This window comes from Ruegeria sp. CJ3 (assembly GCF_056536725.1).
Genome location: NZ_JBQFQE010000004.1, coordinates 353216 through 369764, shown reverse-complemented (window position 1 = coordinate 369764; position 16549 = coordinate 353216). Strand labels below are relative to the sequence as shown.

Here is a 16549-nt window from a genome sequence, read left to right as displayed (position 1 = left end):
CCATCTGCGGTGGCTGAACCGTATACATAAATCGGATTTCCTGATTTTATGCTTTGACGATCGCCCAATGCGTTCAAAGGCCAAGCACCGGAGGGAAGCCTTGTTGAATCTGACGATCCCCTTAACTTTGATCCTGGCGGCTGTCCTGCCCGCCTTTCTGGACCGGTGCTCTGGGTCCGATACCGGCGTCGCTTTGGGCGTATTGGCGCGCGACCGGGTGGCTTTGACCGCGACGGCCAGCGAAATCGTTGTCGATTTGCCGATTGCCGAAGGTGCTGTGGTGAAGGCTGGCGACACGCTGGTTCAGCTTGACCCCACCCTGCAAAGCGCAAAGCTGGCACTGGCGCAGGCTGAACTGGAAAGGGCGCAGGCCACGCTTCTGAAACTGCAGGTGGGCCCGCGCGAGGAAGAGATTGCGAATGCCGAGGCCAAGGTTGCAGGCGCTGTTGCGCGCCTTGCCGATGCCGAGGCCATCTATGACCGAAACGCCAGACTGGTCGAAAACTCGGTCGTGACCGAGGCGCAGGTGGCAAATGATCTGGCCCTGCGCGATTCCGCGCGGGCTGAACTGGCCAGCGCTCAGGAGTCCCTGAAAGAGCTACAAAACGGCACCCGCCCTGAAGACCTTGCGGTTGCCGAGGCCAATGTGCGGGCGGCAGAAGCCTCAGTCGCCGCCGAACAGACCGTGTTGGACGATTTGACGGTCACGGCCACCCGCGACGGCGTGTTGGATTCCCTGCCGTGGAATTTGGGCGAACGTGTAACCTCCGGCAGCCCGGTTGCCGTGATGGTCACGGGCCAGACGCCGTACGCGCGCGTCTATGTGCCAGAGCCGCATCGCGTCAAACTGAAACCCGGCGACAGGCTGGACGTGCGGGTTGACGGGCTGGCCGATCCGCTGGACGGGGTGATCCGCTGGATCAGCGACGATGCGTCGTTCACGCCCTATTACGGTTTGAACCAGGATGACCGGACCCGGCTTGTTTATCTGGCCGAAATTGACCTGCCCACCGCATCCCCGGACCTGCCCGCCGGAGTGCCCGTGCAGGTCCCCATGCCATGAACGATGTCGTCGTCTCGACGAAAGGTCTGACCCGCCGGTTCGGGGACAATATTGCCGTGAACAATCTTGACCTCGAAATCCGCACTGGCCAGATCTACGGCTTTCTCGGCCCCAATGGCTGCGGCAAGACCACGACGATGCGCATGCTGACGGGGCTGCTGACCCCCAGCATCGGTAAGATATCGGTTCTGGGTCGGTCGATGCCCGAGGCGGCAGAGCCGTTGAAGAATGAGATCGGGTATATGACCCAGATCTTCTCGTACTACCGAGACCTGACCGTGCTGGAGAACCTTAGTTTCGCGGCAGAGATTTATGGCATTCCCGTGAGAACGGCTAAGGATCGGATTGACGAGTTACTTCAGACCTATGATCTGACAACGAACATCAATCAACTCAGCGGCAGTATGAGCGGCGGACAACGACAAAAACTCGCCCTTGCGGCGACGGTCATGCATCGACCCAAATTGCTGTTTCTGGACGAGCCGACCTCGGCCGTTGATCCCGAAACCCGCCGCACATTCTGGGAGCAATTGTTCGATCTGGTCGATCAGGGCGCGACGATGATCGTCTCGACCCATTTCATGGACGAAGCCGAGCGCTGTCACCGGCTGGCGATCCTGCAACACGGTGTGAAAAAGGCCGACGGGTCTCCACGCCAGTTGATGAATGATCTGCAAGCCGATGTTGTCGAAGTTGAAGGCCCGGACCTGCGCAAGGTTAAACACGCGTTGGACGGTCAGCCCAAGATTCTGTCGACTGCGCAAGTCGGGTCGCGGCTGCGTGTGCTGGTGGACAAATCCGAGCCTCAGCCGGTGGATATGCTACGCAGCCAGCTTGCTGTGTTTGCCAACCTGTCGCTGACCCCGCAGCGGCCAAATCTGGAAGACGTGTTCGTCAGCGCCACACGGGGCCCGGAACAGTGATCTCTCCTCGTCGCATCGCCGCTGTACTGAAGAAAGAGCTGCTGCAACTGCGGCGAGACCGGATGACGTTCGCCATGGTGATCATGATCCCGCTGATCCAACTGCTGCTGTTTGGCTATGCGATCAACACCAACCTGCGCCATGTGCCCGTCGCGGTGGTGGATCAGTCCGGAACCGAACTGTCCCGCACACTGGCGCAGATCGTTCAGGCCACGCAGGTCGTGACCATCACCGAACAGCTGACCACCCCGCAAGAGGCCGAACGCGCGATCACTGAATCCCGCGTGCGCGCCGCGCTGATCATCCCGCCGGATGTCAGCCAGCGACTTGCCCGCAGCCCTTCGGTCGGGCTGGGCTTGCCCGACGCAACCGACCAGACCAGCAGCCGGCCTGTTGCCCATTGGATCGTCGATGGTTCGGACACGATGGTGGCCAGCGCGATCAAATCCCTGCGCACGATGCCTTTGACCGAATTGCTTAAACAGCCGCCAAACCGGCAAGTGCCCACGTTCGAGGTGACGCTTTATTTCAACCCTGAGCAGCGGTCGGCGGTCAATATCGTGCCTGGTCTTGTCGGTGTGATCCTGACCATGACAATGATCCTGTTCACCTCAGCCGCCATCGTCCGCGAACGCGAGCGGGGCAACATGGAAATGCTGATCAACACTCCGATCAAATCGATCGAGCTGATGATCGGTAAGATCATCCCCTACATTTTTCTGGGCCTGATACAGGTCGCAATCATCCTCGGCCTCGGGCACGTCCTGTTTGATGTCCCAATCAACGGCGGATTGGGCGTGCTGCTTGTAGTCACGTTGCTGTTCATCGTCGCCAGCCTCTCGCTGGGGCTGGTGATTTCCACGCTTGCGCAGAACCAACTTCAGTCGATGCAGATGACCATCTTTGTCCTGCTGCCCTCTATCCTGATGTCGGGCTTCATGTTTCCCTTCGACGGAATGCCACAACCCGTCCAGATGATTGCTCAGGTTTTGCCTGCCACTCATTTTATGGAAATGATCCGCGGTGTGGTCCTGCGTGACGCGTCGCTATACGAGCTGCGCTGGGGAATTCTCTGGATGATCGGATTTGCGGCATTTGGATTGCTGGCGGCCACTCTGAGGTTCAAGAAACGGTTGGGTTGAAGATGGCCCAAAGCCGACATCCAGTCCGATACCCAAATGCTGCCGTCGCCGTTCGCATTGAGGGCATTCAGCGCGCTCAGCCGTGATGTTCTTCTGACATGGACGCGAAGCTTTCCGCAGCAAATACAAAATGAACATTCAAACAGTTCCTTTAAGGGAACGCCGGCCTTTCAATAGGCTTGTCTCGTAACCTATTCCAAAACCGCACGCTTGGGACAAGCGCCAGATTTCGCAGGTGCCTCTGCTGCCTGCAAAACCAGGTGGCAAGTAAATTCAAACCGGTGAGGCATTGTTTACATTTAGGTCGACCGCATAGAGGCTACTGGTGCCCGCCCCGAACAGCCGGTTCAGTTTGGCCCCTCCAAACACACATTTCCGACCATCTCGGGTATATCTCCAGCACCGATGCTATCGTCGGTGTTCGGGGCGTAGTGCCTCTGGCAGACCGCTGGGCGCTGTCTTTCATCACGGATACCGGCGGCGGCGATAGCGGCTTGACATGGCAGGCGGGCCTGACCTTCGATAAGCTGATCATCCTCGGGCTGTATGTTGGTGTCGCGTGGCTTGTGTTTTCAGAACTCAAGCTTTTGCCCTAGAATGCCACCTCCGAGACAACGATCTATGGTGGGGCCATCATTCTTGCGCTGGTGGTGATCGGTGCGCTGAATCACACCACCTCAAGCGGAACGATTTCGGTTCAGGGTGCGGTGATTAGCGTTGCCCGATGTCGCGGGACCAATGACAGAAGCTGCGGTCGGTCCCAATGAGCCAGTGTCCAAAGGGGATGTTCTGTTTCGCCTCGATGATACGGAATTCACCGCCGAGGTAGCGCCGCTTGAAGCATCTTTGGCCGCGGCAGACACCGCCTGGTTGACCGCGCAACTGGAATTCGGGGTGGCGCGACGCGATGATATTATTCGACTGACCGAACGCGGAGCATCCACCGAGTTCCAGCTTCAGCATGCCGTTTCAACGATAGAGCAACTGGAGGCCGATCTGCGCCGCAAACGCGTGGAAGGCAGGTCTTGAACGGCGTATCGCCGCCCAGGTCGGTGGTGTCGAAGTCGAGAACTTGTTGGTTCAGGCGCGCTGGGCTTTAGCATAGACCGTTATCCGCGCGCCGGCGGATGGCATGGTCGCCGCATTGACCCTGCGCCCTGGAAACCGCATGATGACCTTGCAGGAGGCCATCAATTTCGTTGTGCCGAATGACCGGGTGCTGGTCGCAACGCTGCCTCTGAGCAGCCTGCAAAACATCTCAACCAGCGATACAATTTGTGTCGCCCTGCGGAGTATGCCCGGCGAGGAATTTGAAGCCACGATTTCGGATATCCCGCCTGCCACCAGGGAAGGCGCGTTGGACGCCAGAAGCGGTCTGCCTTCGCTGCGCGAACTGGCCGGGGCGACGGACTATGTCGTTGTTGCAGATATTCCGGAGGAGCAGAGCGCAAAAGTGACCAAACTGGGTGCGTCGGGCACCGGTTTGGTTATCACCGAGGATGCAGGTGCGATTTCAGTGTTGGCAGAAATTCTGTTCTGGCTCACCAAAAAGCTGAATTACCTTTGATCTGTCCGATTTAGGAGGGATATATCTCTGCCGGACGTCTCCCGATCTGCTTGCAGTTCTGGCTGGTTTGAGAACGCTTGGTTTTCCGGTCTTTCATTGACCATCCAGCGTGGCCAGAACCCACTTGCGAAAACTGACTGCCATCGGATTACCCTCATCTATCGACAAGAAGTAGCCTTCCTGGCTGGGGATCGATGCCCTATGCGCGCGTTCCAACAGGCCGCTTTGGATCGCGTGGGTGGCAAGTAATTCACTCACAAGAGCCACGCCGTTGCCGTGAGCCGCCAGTTGGAGGGCCATGCCGAACGAGTCAGCGAAAAGGCTGGGAGATTGAACGGTTTCCACCTGCTTGCCCCAGGCCCGCCACCCGGCAGAGGTGCCCACGGCTTCAATCAACGGCAATTGTGCAAGCGTTCCGGGCAGGCGCGGCGATTTGAGTGCGACGAGCCGGTTCGGCATCAACAACTCGGCATCGCAGCCTACTTGTTTCTCGGAACCAAAACGGATTTCGACATCTGCCCGGGCAGAGTGAAAATCATCCGGCCAGATGGCACTTAGAAATCTCACCTGAACGCTGGGATGCTGGGTGGAAAACTCGTGCAGATAGGGCGATAGGATCCAATGCGCCACACTGACCGAGGTTGCGACGGTCAATGTGTTTTCCGAGGGCCCGGCATCAAACAACTCGGTCGCGGTCGCCAGTTTTTCGAGCGCAGCCCCGACCTGCGGCAACAGCCTGCGCCCGTCATCCGTCAGAGACAATCCCCGCGCTCGGCGCACAAAAAGTGTCACATGCAGGCGCATTTCAAGCGATTTCACCTGTTGACTGACGGCGGATTGGGTCAGCCTGATTTCATCGGCAGCGGCAGTGAAACTCAGGTGGCGCGCTGCGGCTTCGAAGGCGCGAAACCAGGTCAGCGGGGGCAACGACTTGGGCATTGATCAAGTTACCTATTAGTCTTTTTAATGCCTATGCGTATAAATCATTCGTTTGTCAAAAAATCCACCTTCCGAATAATCGATCCCTAGCGGACAGGGGAAGAATATGCGGCCAGATATCCGGAAAATTGTAACCTATGACGAAGAAGTCCTGATCGAGGGATTTCGTGCCGCTGACTTGCCATGGCGCATGTTTGCGGTGGCCGCTGTGGTTCGAAACCCATGGGCTGGTCGCTATGTTGAAGACCTGAAACCCGAGATTCAGGCCTATGGTCCAGTGCTGGGGCAGATGCTTGCGGATCGCATGATTGCTCTGGTGGGCGGCTCTGGCGACGCTATCGAGGCCTATGGCAAGGCCGCTGTTGTCGGTCTGAATGGAGAGATCGAGCACGCTTCGGGCCTGATCCACACCCTGCGGTTCGGCAACTTCTATCGCGAGGCGGTCGGTGCGAAGTCCTATCTGGCCTTTACCAACACGCGCGGAACCGCGAATGCGCCGATCATGGTGCCGCTGATGGACAAGAACGACGCCGGTCGCCGCTCCCACTATCTGACAATCCAATTTGCCATTCCCGATGCGCCCCGCGACGACGAGATCGTTGTGGCGCTGGGCGCCGCAACCGGAGGTCGCCCGCATCATCGCATCGGTGATCGCTATCAGGATCTGAAGGACTTGGGCCATGATCTGGACAACCCGGCCGCGGTCTGAGGTCTCGGGCCTCGCCGCGATCATGGCGGGGGCCGGGCCAAACGTCTTGCTGATCCATGGCGTTGGTCTGCAAGCCGAAGCTTGGAACAGTCAGATCGATGCGCTTGCGATGCAGCACCGCGTGATCGCTGTCGATCTGCCGGGCCACGGACAGAGTGCTGTGTTGTCCAAGCGTCTTGGCCTTTCTGGATACACGGACGCCATATCCAAGACGCTGGATGCGCCGACCTTGGTCATCGGGCACTCGATGGGGGCCATGATCGCCTTGGACCTGGCGATCCGGTATCCCGAACGAGTTTGTGGCGTGGCGGCGCTGAACGCCATCTATCGGCGCAGCCCCGAGGCTGCTGCAGCCGTAAAGGTGCGGGCCGCCAGCCTCGATGGTGTTGCGATTGCCGATCCCGTGGCTCCGCTGCACCGTTGGTTTGGCAGCACGCCGTCGCCTGAGCGCGAAGCTTGCCGGACGTGGCTCAAATCCGTGTCTCCGGCAGGTTACAAGATGGCATATGAGGTCTTCGCGCAAGAGAACGGCCCCAGCGCGCGGGCGCTATTGGGCTTTGCCCGTCCTGCTCTGTTCATGACCGGCAGCGTGGAACCGAACTCGACGCCCGAGATGTCCCGCCACATGGCCACGCTGGCACCGTATGGACACGCGCATATTGTGGAGCACGCGGCACATATGATGCCGATGACCCATGCCGACGACGTCAATGAACAGCTGCTGCGCTTTGCCGAGGGCGTGTTCGCATGACACCGCTCGATCCGCGCGCCCTGCGCAACGCCTTTGGCAGTTTCATGACCGGCGTGACGGTCGTGACCAGCCGCGACCCGCAAGGTGCTCCGGTGGGCTTTACGGCCAATTCCTTTTCCTCGGTTTCGCTTGATCCGCCTCTCTTGCTGGTGTGTCCGGGCAAATTCCTCTCATCTTACCGCGCCTTCGCAACATGCGGGCATTTTGCCGTCAGCATCCTTGGCGAAGGGCAGCAGGAGGTGTCCAACACCTTTGCCGGCTTCAAAGGCGACCGCTTTGCCGCCGTGCCGCACACGCTCGATCACAATGGCATCCCGCTGATCGATGGCGCAATCACGCAGTTCTCGTGCAGAACGCACGAGGCTCTGCCGGCCGGCGATCACTTGGTCCTGATCGGTGAGGTGCAGGACTTTACCCATCGCGCGGAAAGGGGGTTGGGCTATGCGAGCGGTCGATATTTCAGTCTGGGCCTCGAACGTGCCGCGCTTGAAGATGCGACAGGTACCGCCGTCTGCGGCGCGATCATCGAACAGGGCGATACCGTATTGTTGGAGCAAACACCGGATGGTTTTCGCCCGCCGCAGATCACCCGCCCGGGTCGGGGACGGTTGCGGCAGGATTTGATTGACGAGATGGGCCGTCGCGGCGTCGCCGTAAGGCTTGGCCCGGCCTATTCGGTTTTTGACGATCCGCGAAGCCACACGCACTATGCCTATTTCCTGGCCTCCGGCAGGACCGAGGCCGCTGGCAATATCCACGCAGTGGCGATCCAAGACCTGCCGTCGCTCAAGTATTTTACTCCCGCCATCGGTGAAATGATGACTCGCTTTGCGATCGAGGCCCGTACGCGCAGCTTTGCGCTCTATCTCGGTGACACCCAACGCGGCGATGTCCACAGCCTGAACGAAAGGACCTGATTCATGGAGTTTTCCCTGTTCGCGCACATGGAGCGCGTGTCGCCCGAAGCCTCGCACGAACAACTCAATACCGAGTTTCTTCAGCTCTGCAAAATGGCTGACGAGGGCGGAATGCGAGCGATCTGGACTGGCGAACATCACGGAATGGATTTCACCATTACGCCGAACCCCCTGTTGGCGCTGGTCAATGTCGCCAATCATACCCGGAATTTACGCCTGGGTACCGGCACGGTGATTGCGCCCTTCTGGCATCCGATCAAACTGGCCGGGGAGGTTGCCTCTGCAGATCTGATCACCGGAGGGCGGATTGAACTGGGGATTGCCCGCGGTGCTTACTCTTATGAATACGAGCGCCTGATGCCGGGTATGGATGCCTGGGAGGCCGGGCAGCGGATGCGTGAGATGGCCCCCCTGATCCCAAAGCTCTGGGAAGGCGATTGCGCCCATGATGGCGAATTCTTTGCCTTCCCGGCCACGACCTCGGCCCCGAAACCGTTGCAGGATGGCGGCCCGCCGATCTGGATCGCTGCCCGCGACCCCAACAGCCACGAGTTCGGCGTACATAGCGGTTTCAACATACAGGTCACGCCCCTCTGGCAGGGCATCAAAGAGATCGAGAGCCTGATGCAACGGTTCAACGCGGCCTGCGAAACCTATGACGGCCCTCGGCCCAAGATCATGCTGTTGCATCACACCTATGTCGGGACCGATGAGGCCGACGTGGCGCGGGCCGCCCGCGAACTGTCCACGTTCTACTGCTACTTTGGCGCGTGGTTCCAAAACAAACGCCGGGTCAAGCAGGGCCTGATTCAGGAACTTACGACCGAGGAGTTGGCCGCCAACACTACTATGGCCCCGGAAAACATGCGCCGCGATCTGACCATCGGCACGGCCCAAGAGGTCATTGATCAGATCAGGCGATATGAAGATCTGGGTTATGATGAATACGCGTTCTGGATCGATAGCGGCATGAGCTTCGAGCGCAAGCGCGACTCGCTGGCGCGGTTCATCAACGACGTCATGCCAGCATTCCAATGAGGGACCGGATGGACACCAAACCGCATTATCAGCTTTTCATCGACGGGGAGTGGGTCGAAGGCGCCGAGGGTCAGGTCATGGCGTCGGAAAACCCCGCTACCGGCGCAGATTGGGCCACATTCGCCTGCGCAGCGCCGTCGGATGTTGACCGCGCCATCGCCGCCGCCCGGCGCGCCCTCGGTGATCCTGCATGGCGCGACATGACACAAACCGCCCGGGGCAAACTGCTTTATCGCCTGGCAGAGCTGGTGGAAGAACACGCCACCGAGTTGGGGCGGATAGAAACCACCGACAGCGGCAAGCTCTTGGCGGAAACCGCAAGCCAGTCGGCCTATGTCGGCGACTACTATCGTTATTATGCCGGGTTGGCCGACAAGATCGAAGGTGCCGTTCTGCCGATCGACAAGCCGGACATGCATGTCTTCACCCGTCGCGAACCGATTGGCGTTGTCGCTGCCATCGTGCCGTGGAATGCGCAGATGTTTCTTGCTGCGACCAAGCTTGGCCCTGCCTTGGCCGCTGGCTGCACGGTGGTTCTGAAAGCCTCGGAAGCGGCCCCTGCGCCCATGCTGGAATTTGCGCGCCTGATCGAACGGGCGGGCTTTCCGCCGGGCGTTGTGTCTGTCATAACCGGCGATGCGGAAAACTGCGCCATCCCGCTGACGCGCCATGCCGATGTGGACCGCATAGCCTTTACCGGAGGGCCCGAAACCGCGCGCCACGTGGTGCGCAACTCGGCTGAAAACTTCGCGGTTACCTCGCTTGAGCTGGGTGGCAAATCCCCGATCCTCGTGTTTGACGACGCAGATATGGACGGCGCGGCCAATGGGTTGATCGCCGGTAATTTCGGTGCCTCGGGGCAAAGCTGCGCGGCCGGGTCGCGGGGGCTGATCCATCGCCCTATCCTGCAAGAGCTGATCACCCGGATCGAAGAGAAAATGGCTGGGGTCACCATTGGTGACCCGCTTGAGGCCGCAACCGATATCGGACCGCTTTGTACCAAGGCACAGGTGGTCAAGATCAAAGAGACGCTGGCCAAGGCCCAAGCCTCCGGCGCCGCGATCCGCTTTGGCGGAGCCCCGATAGACCGCCCCGGCAATTACATGGCCCCGACACTCGTCGAATGCGCCGATGCGCATACGGAAACCCTTGAGGTTGAAATGTTTGGCCCGGTCATGTCGCTTTTGCCGTTCGACACCGAGGAAGAAGCGATCGCAATCGCTAACGCTTCCCCCTTTGGCCTCGGCTCTGGGATTTTCACGCAGAACGTCGCCCGCGCGCACCGCGTGTCGTCACGGCTCAAGGCGGGCATGTGCTGGATCAACACATACCGGGCCGTATCACCGATCGCGCCGTTCGGAGGGTATGGACAGTCCGGCTATGGCCGCGAAGCAGGGATCGAGGCGATCCACGACTATACGCGAACCAAGACGACCTGGATCAGCACGTCCCGGGAACCGATGGCAAACCCATTCGTTATGCGCTGAGGGTATTCTAGTTCGCATAGGCACTCCAAAAAACCGGTGACGGTATCCTTCGAAGGCCGTCTTCTCGCCTAAGAAGAGATTGCCTATGCGATCCGATCCGCGCTGGGCGCGTTTGGCCGTGCACCTGTTGGTCCATCTACCGTTGCCTGCGAAGATGAGACCTGCAAATCTCTCTACGTCGCCAGCCGGAGCCGCTCATTGCCCTTAAGATACGCTGATATCTACCCGTCAGAACCGTTGCTGAACAGTGATGCGGTACAGCGCCCTTCGGCGGCGGGCTTGATGTCGGTACGGTATTTCCGGGCCGAGCCTGACCGGATGCCGGAGGAGGTTTTTGCGGAACATCATGTCCTTCTGAACCTGCAGGAAAAGGGGCATCGCGTTCAGAATTGGCGGGATGGCATGTTGCGGGATTTCACTTTTTGCAAGGACGAGGTCATCGTGACCCCAGCAGGTATGCGGTCGGGTTGGCGGTGGTACGGGCAGTCCGACGTTATTGTGGTCACTTTGCACCCGGACAAGGTCCGGTACTTTGCGCAGTCGGAACTTGGCATGTTGCTGGCGGCGGAACAGTTTCATGATCAGCCGCAGTTTTCTGATCCTGACCTATGTGCGGCAGGCGTCATCCTGCGTGACGCGCTTGCAACCGACGATATGTCCTCGGCCGTGATGTTCGAAGCCATGAGCCGGGTGTTTCTGGTCAAGCTGCTGCAGAAATACGGAAAGCGCCGTGCTGAAGAGATCGAGCTGTCCGCACGTTTTACATCTCGACACTACCAACGAGTGCTGGCCTATGTGCAGAACCGTCTGGATCAGACGATCACAGTCGACCAACTGGCCTCTGAAACGGGCATGAGCCCCTCGCATTTTGCGCGGGTATTCAAGGAGACACTGGGCTCGACTCCGATGCAATATGTCATGGTCTACCGGGTCGAACAGTCGATGAAGATGATGAAGGATCCCGCCCGTCTTCTGGGCGATATCGCCTTGGCTTGTGGGTTCTCGGATCAGGCGCATTTCACGCGCAGTTTTAAACAGGTGATGGGCGAGACCCCGCGCGCGTTCCGCGCAGCGAATTTCGTCTAAAGCAGAATCTTTCAAAAACGCGGCAGTCCGGTGCAAGTATCCCTGTTGCCGACAACGTATCTCGGGTGTCGTCGGGCTTGTGCCCATCCAGACAGATTTTGGGAGATACCGCCATGAAAACACTCGCTTTGAACACTGCCGCCGCGCTGATGGCCTCGACAGCCGCCGTTGCGCAGGTTGAAACCCGCATCGTCACCTTTGAGAACGAGGGCGCCACCCTGACCGGCACGCTGTACCTGCCAGAAGAGCGCGGAGCCGAGCCTCTGCCGACGGTCGTTGTAACCGGTGCTTGGACCTCGGTTCAGGAACAAATGCCCGCGAATTATGCCCGCGAGATGGCCGTGCGTGGCTTTGCCGCCTTCACCTTTGATTTCCGCGGTTGGGGTAAATCGGGTGATCTGCCGAACAACGTGCGATTTGTCGAAAGCCCCGAGGCCAAGACATCTGACATCCAAGCTGCCATAGCATTTGTCGCGACCCTGCCCGAAGTGGACGCCGATCACATCAACGGTCTGGGGATCTGCGCCTCGGCCGGTTACATGGTCGATGCGGTCTCCGGCAATCCGCTGGTTCAGCGGCTGGGGCTGGTTGCGCCATGGTTGCAGAATGAAGAGATTGTCGAGGCGGTTTATGGCGGCGCAGAAGGTGTCGCCGGGCTGATTGAGGTGTCCCACGCAGCCGAGGCTGCAGGGGGTCAGATCATCCCTGCCGCGGGCCCCGAGGGTGCCGAGGGCGTGCTGATGCCGATCGGCGGATACTACTATGAGGCCGACCGTGGCGCGATCCCCGAATATGACGACAAGTGGAACAATGCGGGCTGGGAAGGCTGGCTGACCTATCATCCCGCCGATAATCCGCAGCGTTTGGATAAGCCACTGGCCATTGTGCACTCGGAAAGCGCGGCGATCCCACAGGGTGTGCAGGCTTTCCTCTCTGGTTTTGCAGGAGAGGCGACAGCGCAATGGTTGGAGGATGTCACGCAGTTCGATTTCTACGACAACCCCGAGGATGTGACTCGCGCTGCCGATACCGTCGCGGACCACTTCCGCGCTGGATCAAGCAAGTAAGCCCTGTCCGGACGCCGAATGATCTTTCGGCGTCCACCCGCACCTACCCGGAGCATCCTCATGCGCAGAAACCCCACTTCCACGCTTGCTGCTGTATCCATGATCGGAACCGCAGCTTTTGCTGAACAACAGGCCGATATCTCGACCGCAATCATCGACATCGCGGCAGGTGCAGACCGCCACGACTGGACCCGCGTGCGTGACGCATTTGCCGATGCCGTCACAACGGATTACACCAGCCTCTGGGGCGGAGACCCGGTCACGCAACCTGCCGACGAGCTTGTGGCGGGATGGTCCGCATTCCTGCCCGGTTTCGACGCGACGCACCACATGGTAACTAATCATGCGATCACCTCTCTGTCCGATACATCCGCTACGGCACAAGCTGATTTCACGGCGACCCATCGTCTTGATGATGGCTTGTGGGTTCTTGGTGGTCGCTACGAATATGAGCTTGAGAAATCGAACGATCGCTGGGTTGTCACGTCGATGACGATGACGGCGCTCTGGGAAACTGGTGACCGTGGTCTTGTGGCTCTTGCTGGACAGCGCGCTGCAGAGGCGAATTGAGAGAAGAACCATGACCAGTCGGCGTACAATACTCGTGACCGGACCCAATCGCGACATCGGTAAGGAAGTTTCCCGCCAATTGGCGCGAGATAACGAGATAAGCCGATGTCTGCTCCATTAAGCTTATCAGCTTCCTCACCCGTGCTGACCAAATGAGAGGACTGGGGCGTACGGCCCCCGCCTCAAAGGCACGGCGTTCCTGTTGGGTTGGAAATATTCGACGTTTTGGGCCGTGGGGCGGGCTTTGCCAGTGGTGTCGAGCTGACCGGTCCCAGTGAAGAACGGGCGGGTTCCGGTAACGCACGCAAAAGGCATCCGTCGTTTGTACTCGCAATGAAGGCAGTCTTTGGAGTGTTTATGACAGCGAACCAAGCCTAACTTACTTCTTGGAACCCGTTTGGTCTGCTTTTTGTGATGTCTCCCTCGAGGCCAGCTTCTTGACTTCAATCGCGAAGGTTAAGGCCGTTACCGCGAACCCGAGAATTGCGGTCATTGCAAGTAAAACCGGATCACGCAGTGCCCGTGCAACCCATGTCGGTTTGATATGTGTCTCACGCGTTCCGTAACTTTTGACCGTAAAACGAGGTTGAGCCTGACCGAAGCCGCTTGAAACCACAATTTCGAAGCCGCGTAGGTTTTGTTGCAAAACTGGTGCGATAAAACCTGTTACCAGAACGGAAGCAGACGCCTGGTCTCCTGCGCTTTTTTGATCAAAGCTGACTTTGTCACCTCGATACAGCGTTCCCGATATCACCGGTGTGGGGTCTGCATCCGTATGGCTCCAAGGGCGGAATTGGTGCAGAAAGTGCTCACGCACTTCATAGCGACCCTCGATCAGATAGGCGTCTGCCCCTGACCCCGCCTCCTGACCGACCACGACATTACCTGCAAATTCCAGAAGGGCGACGTCTTTCCAGTCCTCAGCCCTGATACGCAGCAGAGAGCCGGGCTCCCATTGAAGTGTGCTGTTCAGCCGAATGACCGGCGGCGACGTCGTCGCCTGATCGCCGGCTTCCGGGAGTCGGCGCAACAGAACACCGCCACCCGATTCCGTCCGCAAACTTATCCGTACGCCGTCCGGAATTCGAATTTCGGCCTGTTTTATATTTGATATCTCGTACAGTCCGGGGTTACATCCCTGTCCGGTCCAGGAGGCGGCTGTGTTCAAGTTTTTGTTTGAACCGAGAGTTTGGCAAACCGTCGATGCAGGTAGTTTCCAGATGGTGTCCGGGCCCGCCGTGGTTATTTGTGCACCAAGGGTTCTTGCTTCCACCAGGTTAATCTGACCCAACGGGATTGAATAGCTGACAATAACAAGGGCGGGCACGCCGACTAGGGTTAGTATAAAAGGCAATCGCCTCCTGAAGACCCGGAGCAGCGATGATAGGCGTCGCAGAGTCACGCGTCCGCTTACCCCGGTTGTGGTTTCTTCGCTCATTCCCATCCAACGATGTTGATCGAAACTGCAGGATCAATGCTCGCTCCCCGCATTCGATATAGCGTGACACGTGCTCCGCCGGTTACCTGGGATGCGTTCAACGGGCAGCTGTAGTCGAATGCAGCGCGCGCGCCTCCTTCTCTGGGGCTGCAGTCTACCTGCTCGGTGTCGTTGACGACCAGAAACGCTGCATCTGCCCGGAAAGAATTGACGTAGACCGTTACGACCTCGCCCAAGGCGCTTGCATCGTTCGCGCGCCAGGTCGCAACAGCAACGTTTGTCAAAGCAGGGTCCGTGTCGCATGGGAACGTCAGCACGGCAACTTCTGTATCGGAATAGTCTCTAAGTTCCTGCTTGTCTGACACGTAGTCCATGAGCGTCATCGCGCTTTCACCTGTTTCACCAGAGAGGTAGCGTGCATTTCCCGAGTAGAGGCCATCTTCGGTCGTCACCCGGACGCAGACTTCGGCGGGCCTGTCTGCCGGTGGCAGAGCGGCCAGTATCGTATCGCTTGGGGCCTGGGTCTCAGCCTTGCGTTTCAATCGGACCAACCCGACAAATACGGCCTCGGCTGTAACGCGTGGTTCGGAAAGAATTTCGTCGTTCAGGTCCAAAAGCTTTAGCTTGTCAGCCGCTGACACGGGCAAGGCGCAAACGGCAATTGCAGAACTGAGGACTATCGCTCTAAAGTTATCCATCAAACAGCGCCTTATGTATCATTCTGCCAACTATATCTGATTGGAAATAAAGTGTTAACCTGTCGTGCTATTATATTGCTTTTGTTGTTTCCCGGCGCCTTGTTTGCCCAGCCCGTTGCGCTGAAAGAGGGGCTGGGTCAGGGGCTCTTGCTACGGCACAGCGGGAACTGCTACGTCATCTTTCCCTCGCATGTTCATGAAGCGGGGCCGGTCCTGAACCTTTTCACGCCGTCCCCGCAGGCCGGCGGCATTGCAACCGTGTACTTTCGGCGAACCGAACCAGACATAGCGGTCGGGGTCGTAAGTGGCAGCGCCCGAGACCGCTGCTCTGAATCACTGAGCCTGCTTCCTCGCGATAGTTCGGCTCTTTTGAGCAAATCGCGCAGCGCCACTCTGGAGCGTGTTAATCCGCAGGGCGGCCTCGAGCGGTTGGCGATGCGGATCGAACGGATTGCGTGGATGGCGGCAACCGATGGCAAGCCAAGTGGACTCTATCAATATGTCTTTGCATCAGTCGACGAGACGGCCGGTGAAACCAGAGAAGTCTATCAGGGCACGAGCGGCTCAATCCTTTATATCGAAGACACGCCGGTTGCGATGGTCGTTACTGCCCCCGATGCGAAAACGGTTCGCGCCCTGCGGATCGAAGAGATATCCGTTCCACTGGCGCGCTGGCTGGCCAGCGGAAGCTTTGGGGCGCTGCAAGAGGACAGCCCGGTGGTTGCGGAAGTGGGCGGTTTGCCATTCAAGATAACTGAATGGGCGGGCCGACTCGCGGATGAAAACCTACTTCCAACTGGTTTATCGAGCGGGTCCGCACCATTTCGGGCCTATCCGTCAGAAGGTGCAGCCTCCTTTGTCATGGAACTGGCCGAGAGTGATCCGATCGGCGTTCGAGAACTGGTTCTGTCTGGTCCAACCTCTGACGCCGAAGTTGCGATACCCAAAAAGATTGCCATTGAAGTGGACCGGTCCCGCAGAGGACCAGCCGACTTTAAGCTTTTTACCACGGTGGAAATGACTCAGGACGGTCGGATTTCAGTCAAGATGAATACCCTGGTGCGCAGGATACGAGTTCGGATCCTATCGGCGTGGAGCACTGGCCAGCCTATCGAACTGTCGAGCGTCCGCGTGGTCTCTCCCAATTAAGCGTG

Annotated in this window: 18 protein-coding genes; 15 read left to right on the top strand and 3 right to left on the bottom strand. The window is 58.7% G+C overall.

Annotated elements, in window-relative coordinates; all coding sequences use genetic code 11:
• Positions 1 to 100: 100 nt before the first annotated feature.
• The 6 genes from ACR0J1_RS10095 (at position 101) to ACR0J1_RS10070 (ending at position 4695) form a co-directional block, all read left to right on the top strand.
• Positions 101 to 1063, top strand: coding sequence for an HlyD family secretion protein (locus tag ACR0J1_RS10095; RefSeq protein WP_480734517.1), 963 nt, complete (start codon positions 101 to 103; stop codon positions 1061 to 1063).
• Entirely contained in the window at positions 1060 to 1986 is a 927-nt protein-coding gene (locus tag ACR0J1_RS10090) for an ABC transporter ATP-binding protein (RefSeq protein WP_480732225.1), read from the top strand. The genes ACR0J1_RS10095 and ACR0J1_RS10090 overlap by 4 nt, the downstream gene beginning before the upstream one ends.
• The gene (locus tag ACR0J1_RS10085) at positions 1983 to 3128 is read left to right on the top strand and encodes an ABC transporter permease (protein WP_480732227.1); all 1146 of its coding nucleotides are present in this window, start codon (positions 1983 to 1985) and stop codon (positions 3126 to 3128) included. The genes ACR0J1_RS10090 and ACR0J1_RS10085 overlap by 4 nt, the downstream gene beginning before the upstream one ends.
• Before the next feature lie 431 nt (positions 3129 to 3559).
• Complete coding sequence (locus ACR0J1_RS10080) at positions 3560 to 3724, top strand: hypothetical protein (RefSeq protein WP_480732228.1); 165 nt, start codon at positions 3560 to 3562, stop codon at positions 3722 to 3724.
• Positions 3725 to 3866: 142 nt separating this feature from the next.
• Positions 3867 to 4157 (top strand): hypothetical protein, encoded by a 291-nt coding sequence (locus ACR0J1_RS10075; RefSeq protein ID WP_480732229.1) that lies wholly within the window; start codon positions 3867 to 3869, stop codon positions 4155 to 4157.
• A 103-nt stretch (positions 4158 to 4260) separates the two neighbouring features.
• A complete protein-coding gene (locus ACR0J1_RS10070) occupies positions 4261 to 4695 on the top strand; it encodes a hypothetical protein (protein ID WP_480732231.1) in 435 nt (144 codons plus the stop codon).
• A gap of 93 nt (positions 4696 to 4788) precedes the next feature.
• Here ACR0J1_RS10070 and ACR0J1_RS10065 read toward each other — a convergent pair whose 3' ends face one another.
• Positions 4789 to 5634: a LysR family transcriptional regulator gene (locus ACR0J1_RS10065; RefSeq protein WP_480732233.1), complete on the bottom strand. Its 846-nt coding sequence runs from the start codon at positions 5632 to 5634 to the stop codon at positions 4789 to 4791.
• 106 nt (positions 5635 to 5740) lie between these two features.
• Here ACR0J1_RS10065 and ACR0J1_RS10060 point away from each other — a divergent pair, with 106 nt between their 5' ends.
• The 8 genes from ACR0J1_RS10060 to ACR0J1_RS10025 all read left to right on the top strand — a co-directional run bounded on the left by ACR0J1_RS10060 (position 5741) and on the right by ACR0J1_RS10025 (position 13259).
• The gene (locus ACR0J1_RS10060) at positions 5741 to 6343 is read left to right on the top strand and encodes an amino acid synthesis family protein (RefSeq protein ID WP_480732235.1); all 603 of its coding nucleotides are present in this window, start codon (positions 5741 to 5743) and stop codon (positions 6341 to 6343) included.
• Complete coding sequence (locus tag ACR0J1_RS10055) at positions 6315 to 7094, top strand: alpha/beta fold hydrolase (protein ID WP_480732236.1); 780 nt, start codon at positions 6315 to 6317, stop codon at positions 7092 to 7094. The genes ACR0J1_RS10060 and ACR0J1_RS10055 overlap by 29 nt, the downstream gene beginning before the upstream one ends.
• Complete coding sequence (locus ACR0J1_RS10050; protein ID WP_480732238.1) at positions 7091 to 8011, top strand: flavin reductase family protein; 921 nt, start codon at positions 7091 to 7093, stop codon at positions 8009 to 8011. The genes ACR0J1_RS10055 and ACR0J1_RS10050 overlap by 4 nt, the downstream gene beginning before the upstream one ends.
• A gap of 3 nt (positions 8012 to 8014) precedes the next feature.
• On the top strand, positions 8015 to 9049 hold the full coding sequence (locus tag ACR0J1_RS10045; protein WP_480732239.1) for an LLM class flavin-dependent oxidoreductase: 1035 nt from the start codon (positions 8015 to 8017) through the stop codon (positions 9047 to 9049).
• 8 nt (positions 9050 to 9057) lie between these two features.
• Complete coding sequence (locus ACR0J1_RS10040) at positions 9058 to 10536, top strand: aldehyde dehydrogenase (RefSeq protein WP_480732241.1); 1479 nt, start codon at positions 9058 to 9060, stop codon at positions 10534 to 10536.
• A gap of 282 nt (positions 10537 to 10818) precedes the next feature.
• Complete coding sequence (locus ACR0J1_RS10035) at positions 10819 to 11622, top strand: helix-turn-helix transcriptional regulator (protein WP_480732242.1); 804 nt, start codon at positions 10819 to 10821, stop codon at positions 11620 to 11622.
• Positions 11623 to 11735: 113 nt separating this feature from the next.
• Positions 11736 to 12689 (top strand): alpha/beta hydrolase, encoded by a 954-nt coding sequence (locus ACR0J1_RS10030; protein WP_480732244.1) that lies wholly within the window; start codon positions 11736 to 11738, stop codon positions 12687 to 12689.
• A gap of 60 nt (positions 12690 to 12749) precedes the next feature.
• On the top strand, positions 12750 to 13259 hold the full coding sequence (locus tag ACR0J1_RS10025; protein WP_480732245.1) for a nuclear transport factor 2 family protein: 510 nt from the start codon (positions 12750 to 12752) through the stop codon (positions 13257 to 13259).
• A 379-nt stretch (positions 13260 to 13638) separates the two neighbouring features.
• On the opposite strand, the gene ACR0J1_RS10020 is transcribed toward ACR0J1_RS10025, so the two are convergent.
• Positions 13639 to 14697, bottom strand: a complete 1059-nt coding sequence (locus ACR0J1_RS10020; RefSeq protein ID WP_480732246.1) for a hypothetical protein — start codon at positions 14695 to 14697, stop codon at positions 13639 to 13641.
• On the bottom strand, positions 14694 to 15395 hold the full coding sequence (locus ACR0J1_RS10015; RefSeq protein ID WP_480732248.1) for a hypothetical protein: 702 nt from the start codon (positions 15393 to 15395) through the stop codon (positions 14694 to 14696). The genes ACR0J1_RS10020 and ACR0J1_RS10015 overlap by 4 nt, the downstream gene beginning before the upstream one ends.
• Positions 15396 to 15470: 75 nt before the next feature.
• Between ACR0J1_RS10015 and ACR0J1_RS10010 the strand changes: the two genes are divergently transcribed.
• A complete protein-coding gene (locus tag ACR0J1_RS10010) occupies positions 15471 to 16544 on the top strand; it encodes a hypothetical protein (protein WP_480732249.1) in 1074 nt (357 codons plus the stop codon).
• Positions 16545 to 16549 lie beyond the last annotated feature (5 nt).

Bases quoted from the DNA above. Each gene is read 5' to 3' on its own strand.
- ACR0J1_RS10025 (WP_480732245.1), top strand. From the start codon at position 12,750: ATGCGCAGAAACCCCACTTCCACGCTTGCTGCTGTATCCATGATCGGA.
- ACR0J1_RS10075 (WP_480732229.1), top strand. From the start codon at position 3,867: ATGACAGAAGCTGCGGTCGGTCCCAATGAGCCAGTGTCCAAAGGGGAT.
- ACR0J1_RS10035 (WP_480732242.1), top strand. From the start codon at position 10,819: ATGTCGGTACGGTATTTCCGGGCCGAGCCTGACCGGATGCCGGAGGAG.
- ACR0J1_RS10070 (WP_480732231.1), top strand. From the start codon at position 4,261: ATGGTCGCCGCATTGACCCTGCGCCCTGGAAACCGCATGATGACCTTG.
- ACR0J1_RS10030 (WP_480732244.1), top strand. From the start codon at position 11,736: ATGAAAACACTCGCTTTGAACACTGCCGCCGCGCTGATGGCCTCGACA.
- ACR0J1_RS10015 (WP_480732248.1), bottom strand. From the start codon at position 15,395: ATGGATAACTTTAGAGCGATAGTCCTCAGTTCTGCAATTGCCGTTTGC.
- ACR0J1_RS10045 (WP_480732239.1), top strand. From the start codon at position 8,015: ATGGAGTTTTCCCTGTTCGCGCACATGGAGCGCGTGTCGCCCGAAGCC.
- ACR0J1_RS10050 (WP_480732238.1), top strand. From the start codon at position 7,091: ATGACACCGCTCGATCCGCGCGCCCTGCGCAACGCCTTTGGCAGTTTC.
- ACR0J1_RS10055 (WP_480732236.1), top strand. From the start codon at position 6,315: ATGATCTGGACAACCCGGCCGCGGTCTGAGGTCTCGGGCCTCGCCGCG.
- ACR0J1_RS10065 (WP_480732233.1), bottom strand. From the start codon at position 5,634: ATGCCCAAGTCGTTGCCCCCGCTGACCTGGTTTCGCGCCTTCGAAGCC.
- ACR0J1_RS10020 (WP_480732246.1), bottom strand. From the start codon at position 14,697: ATGAGCGAAGAAACCACAACCGGGGTAAGCGGACGCGTGACTCTGCGA.
- ACR0J1_RS10090 (WP_480732225.1), top strand. From the start codon at position 1,060: ATGAACGATGTCGTCGTCTCGACGAAAGGTCTGACCCGCCGGTTCGGG.
- ACR0J1_RS10060 (WP_480732235.1), top strand. From the start codon at position 5,741: ATGCGGCCAGATATCCGGAAAATTGTAACCTATGACGAAGAAGTCCTG.
- ACR0J1_RS10040 (WP_480732241.1), top strand. From the start codon at position 9,058: ATGGACACCAAACCGCATTATCAGCTTTTCATCGACGGGGAGTGGGTC.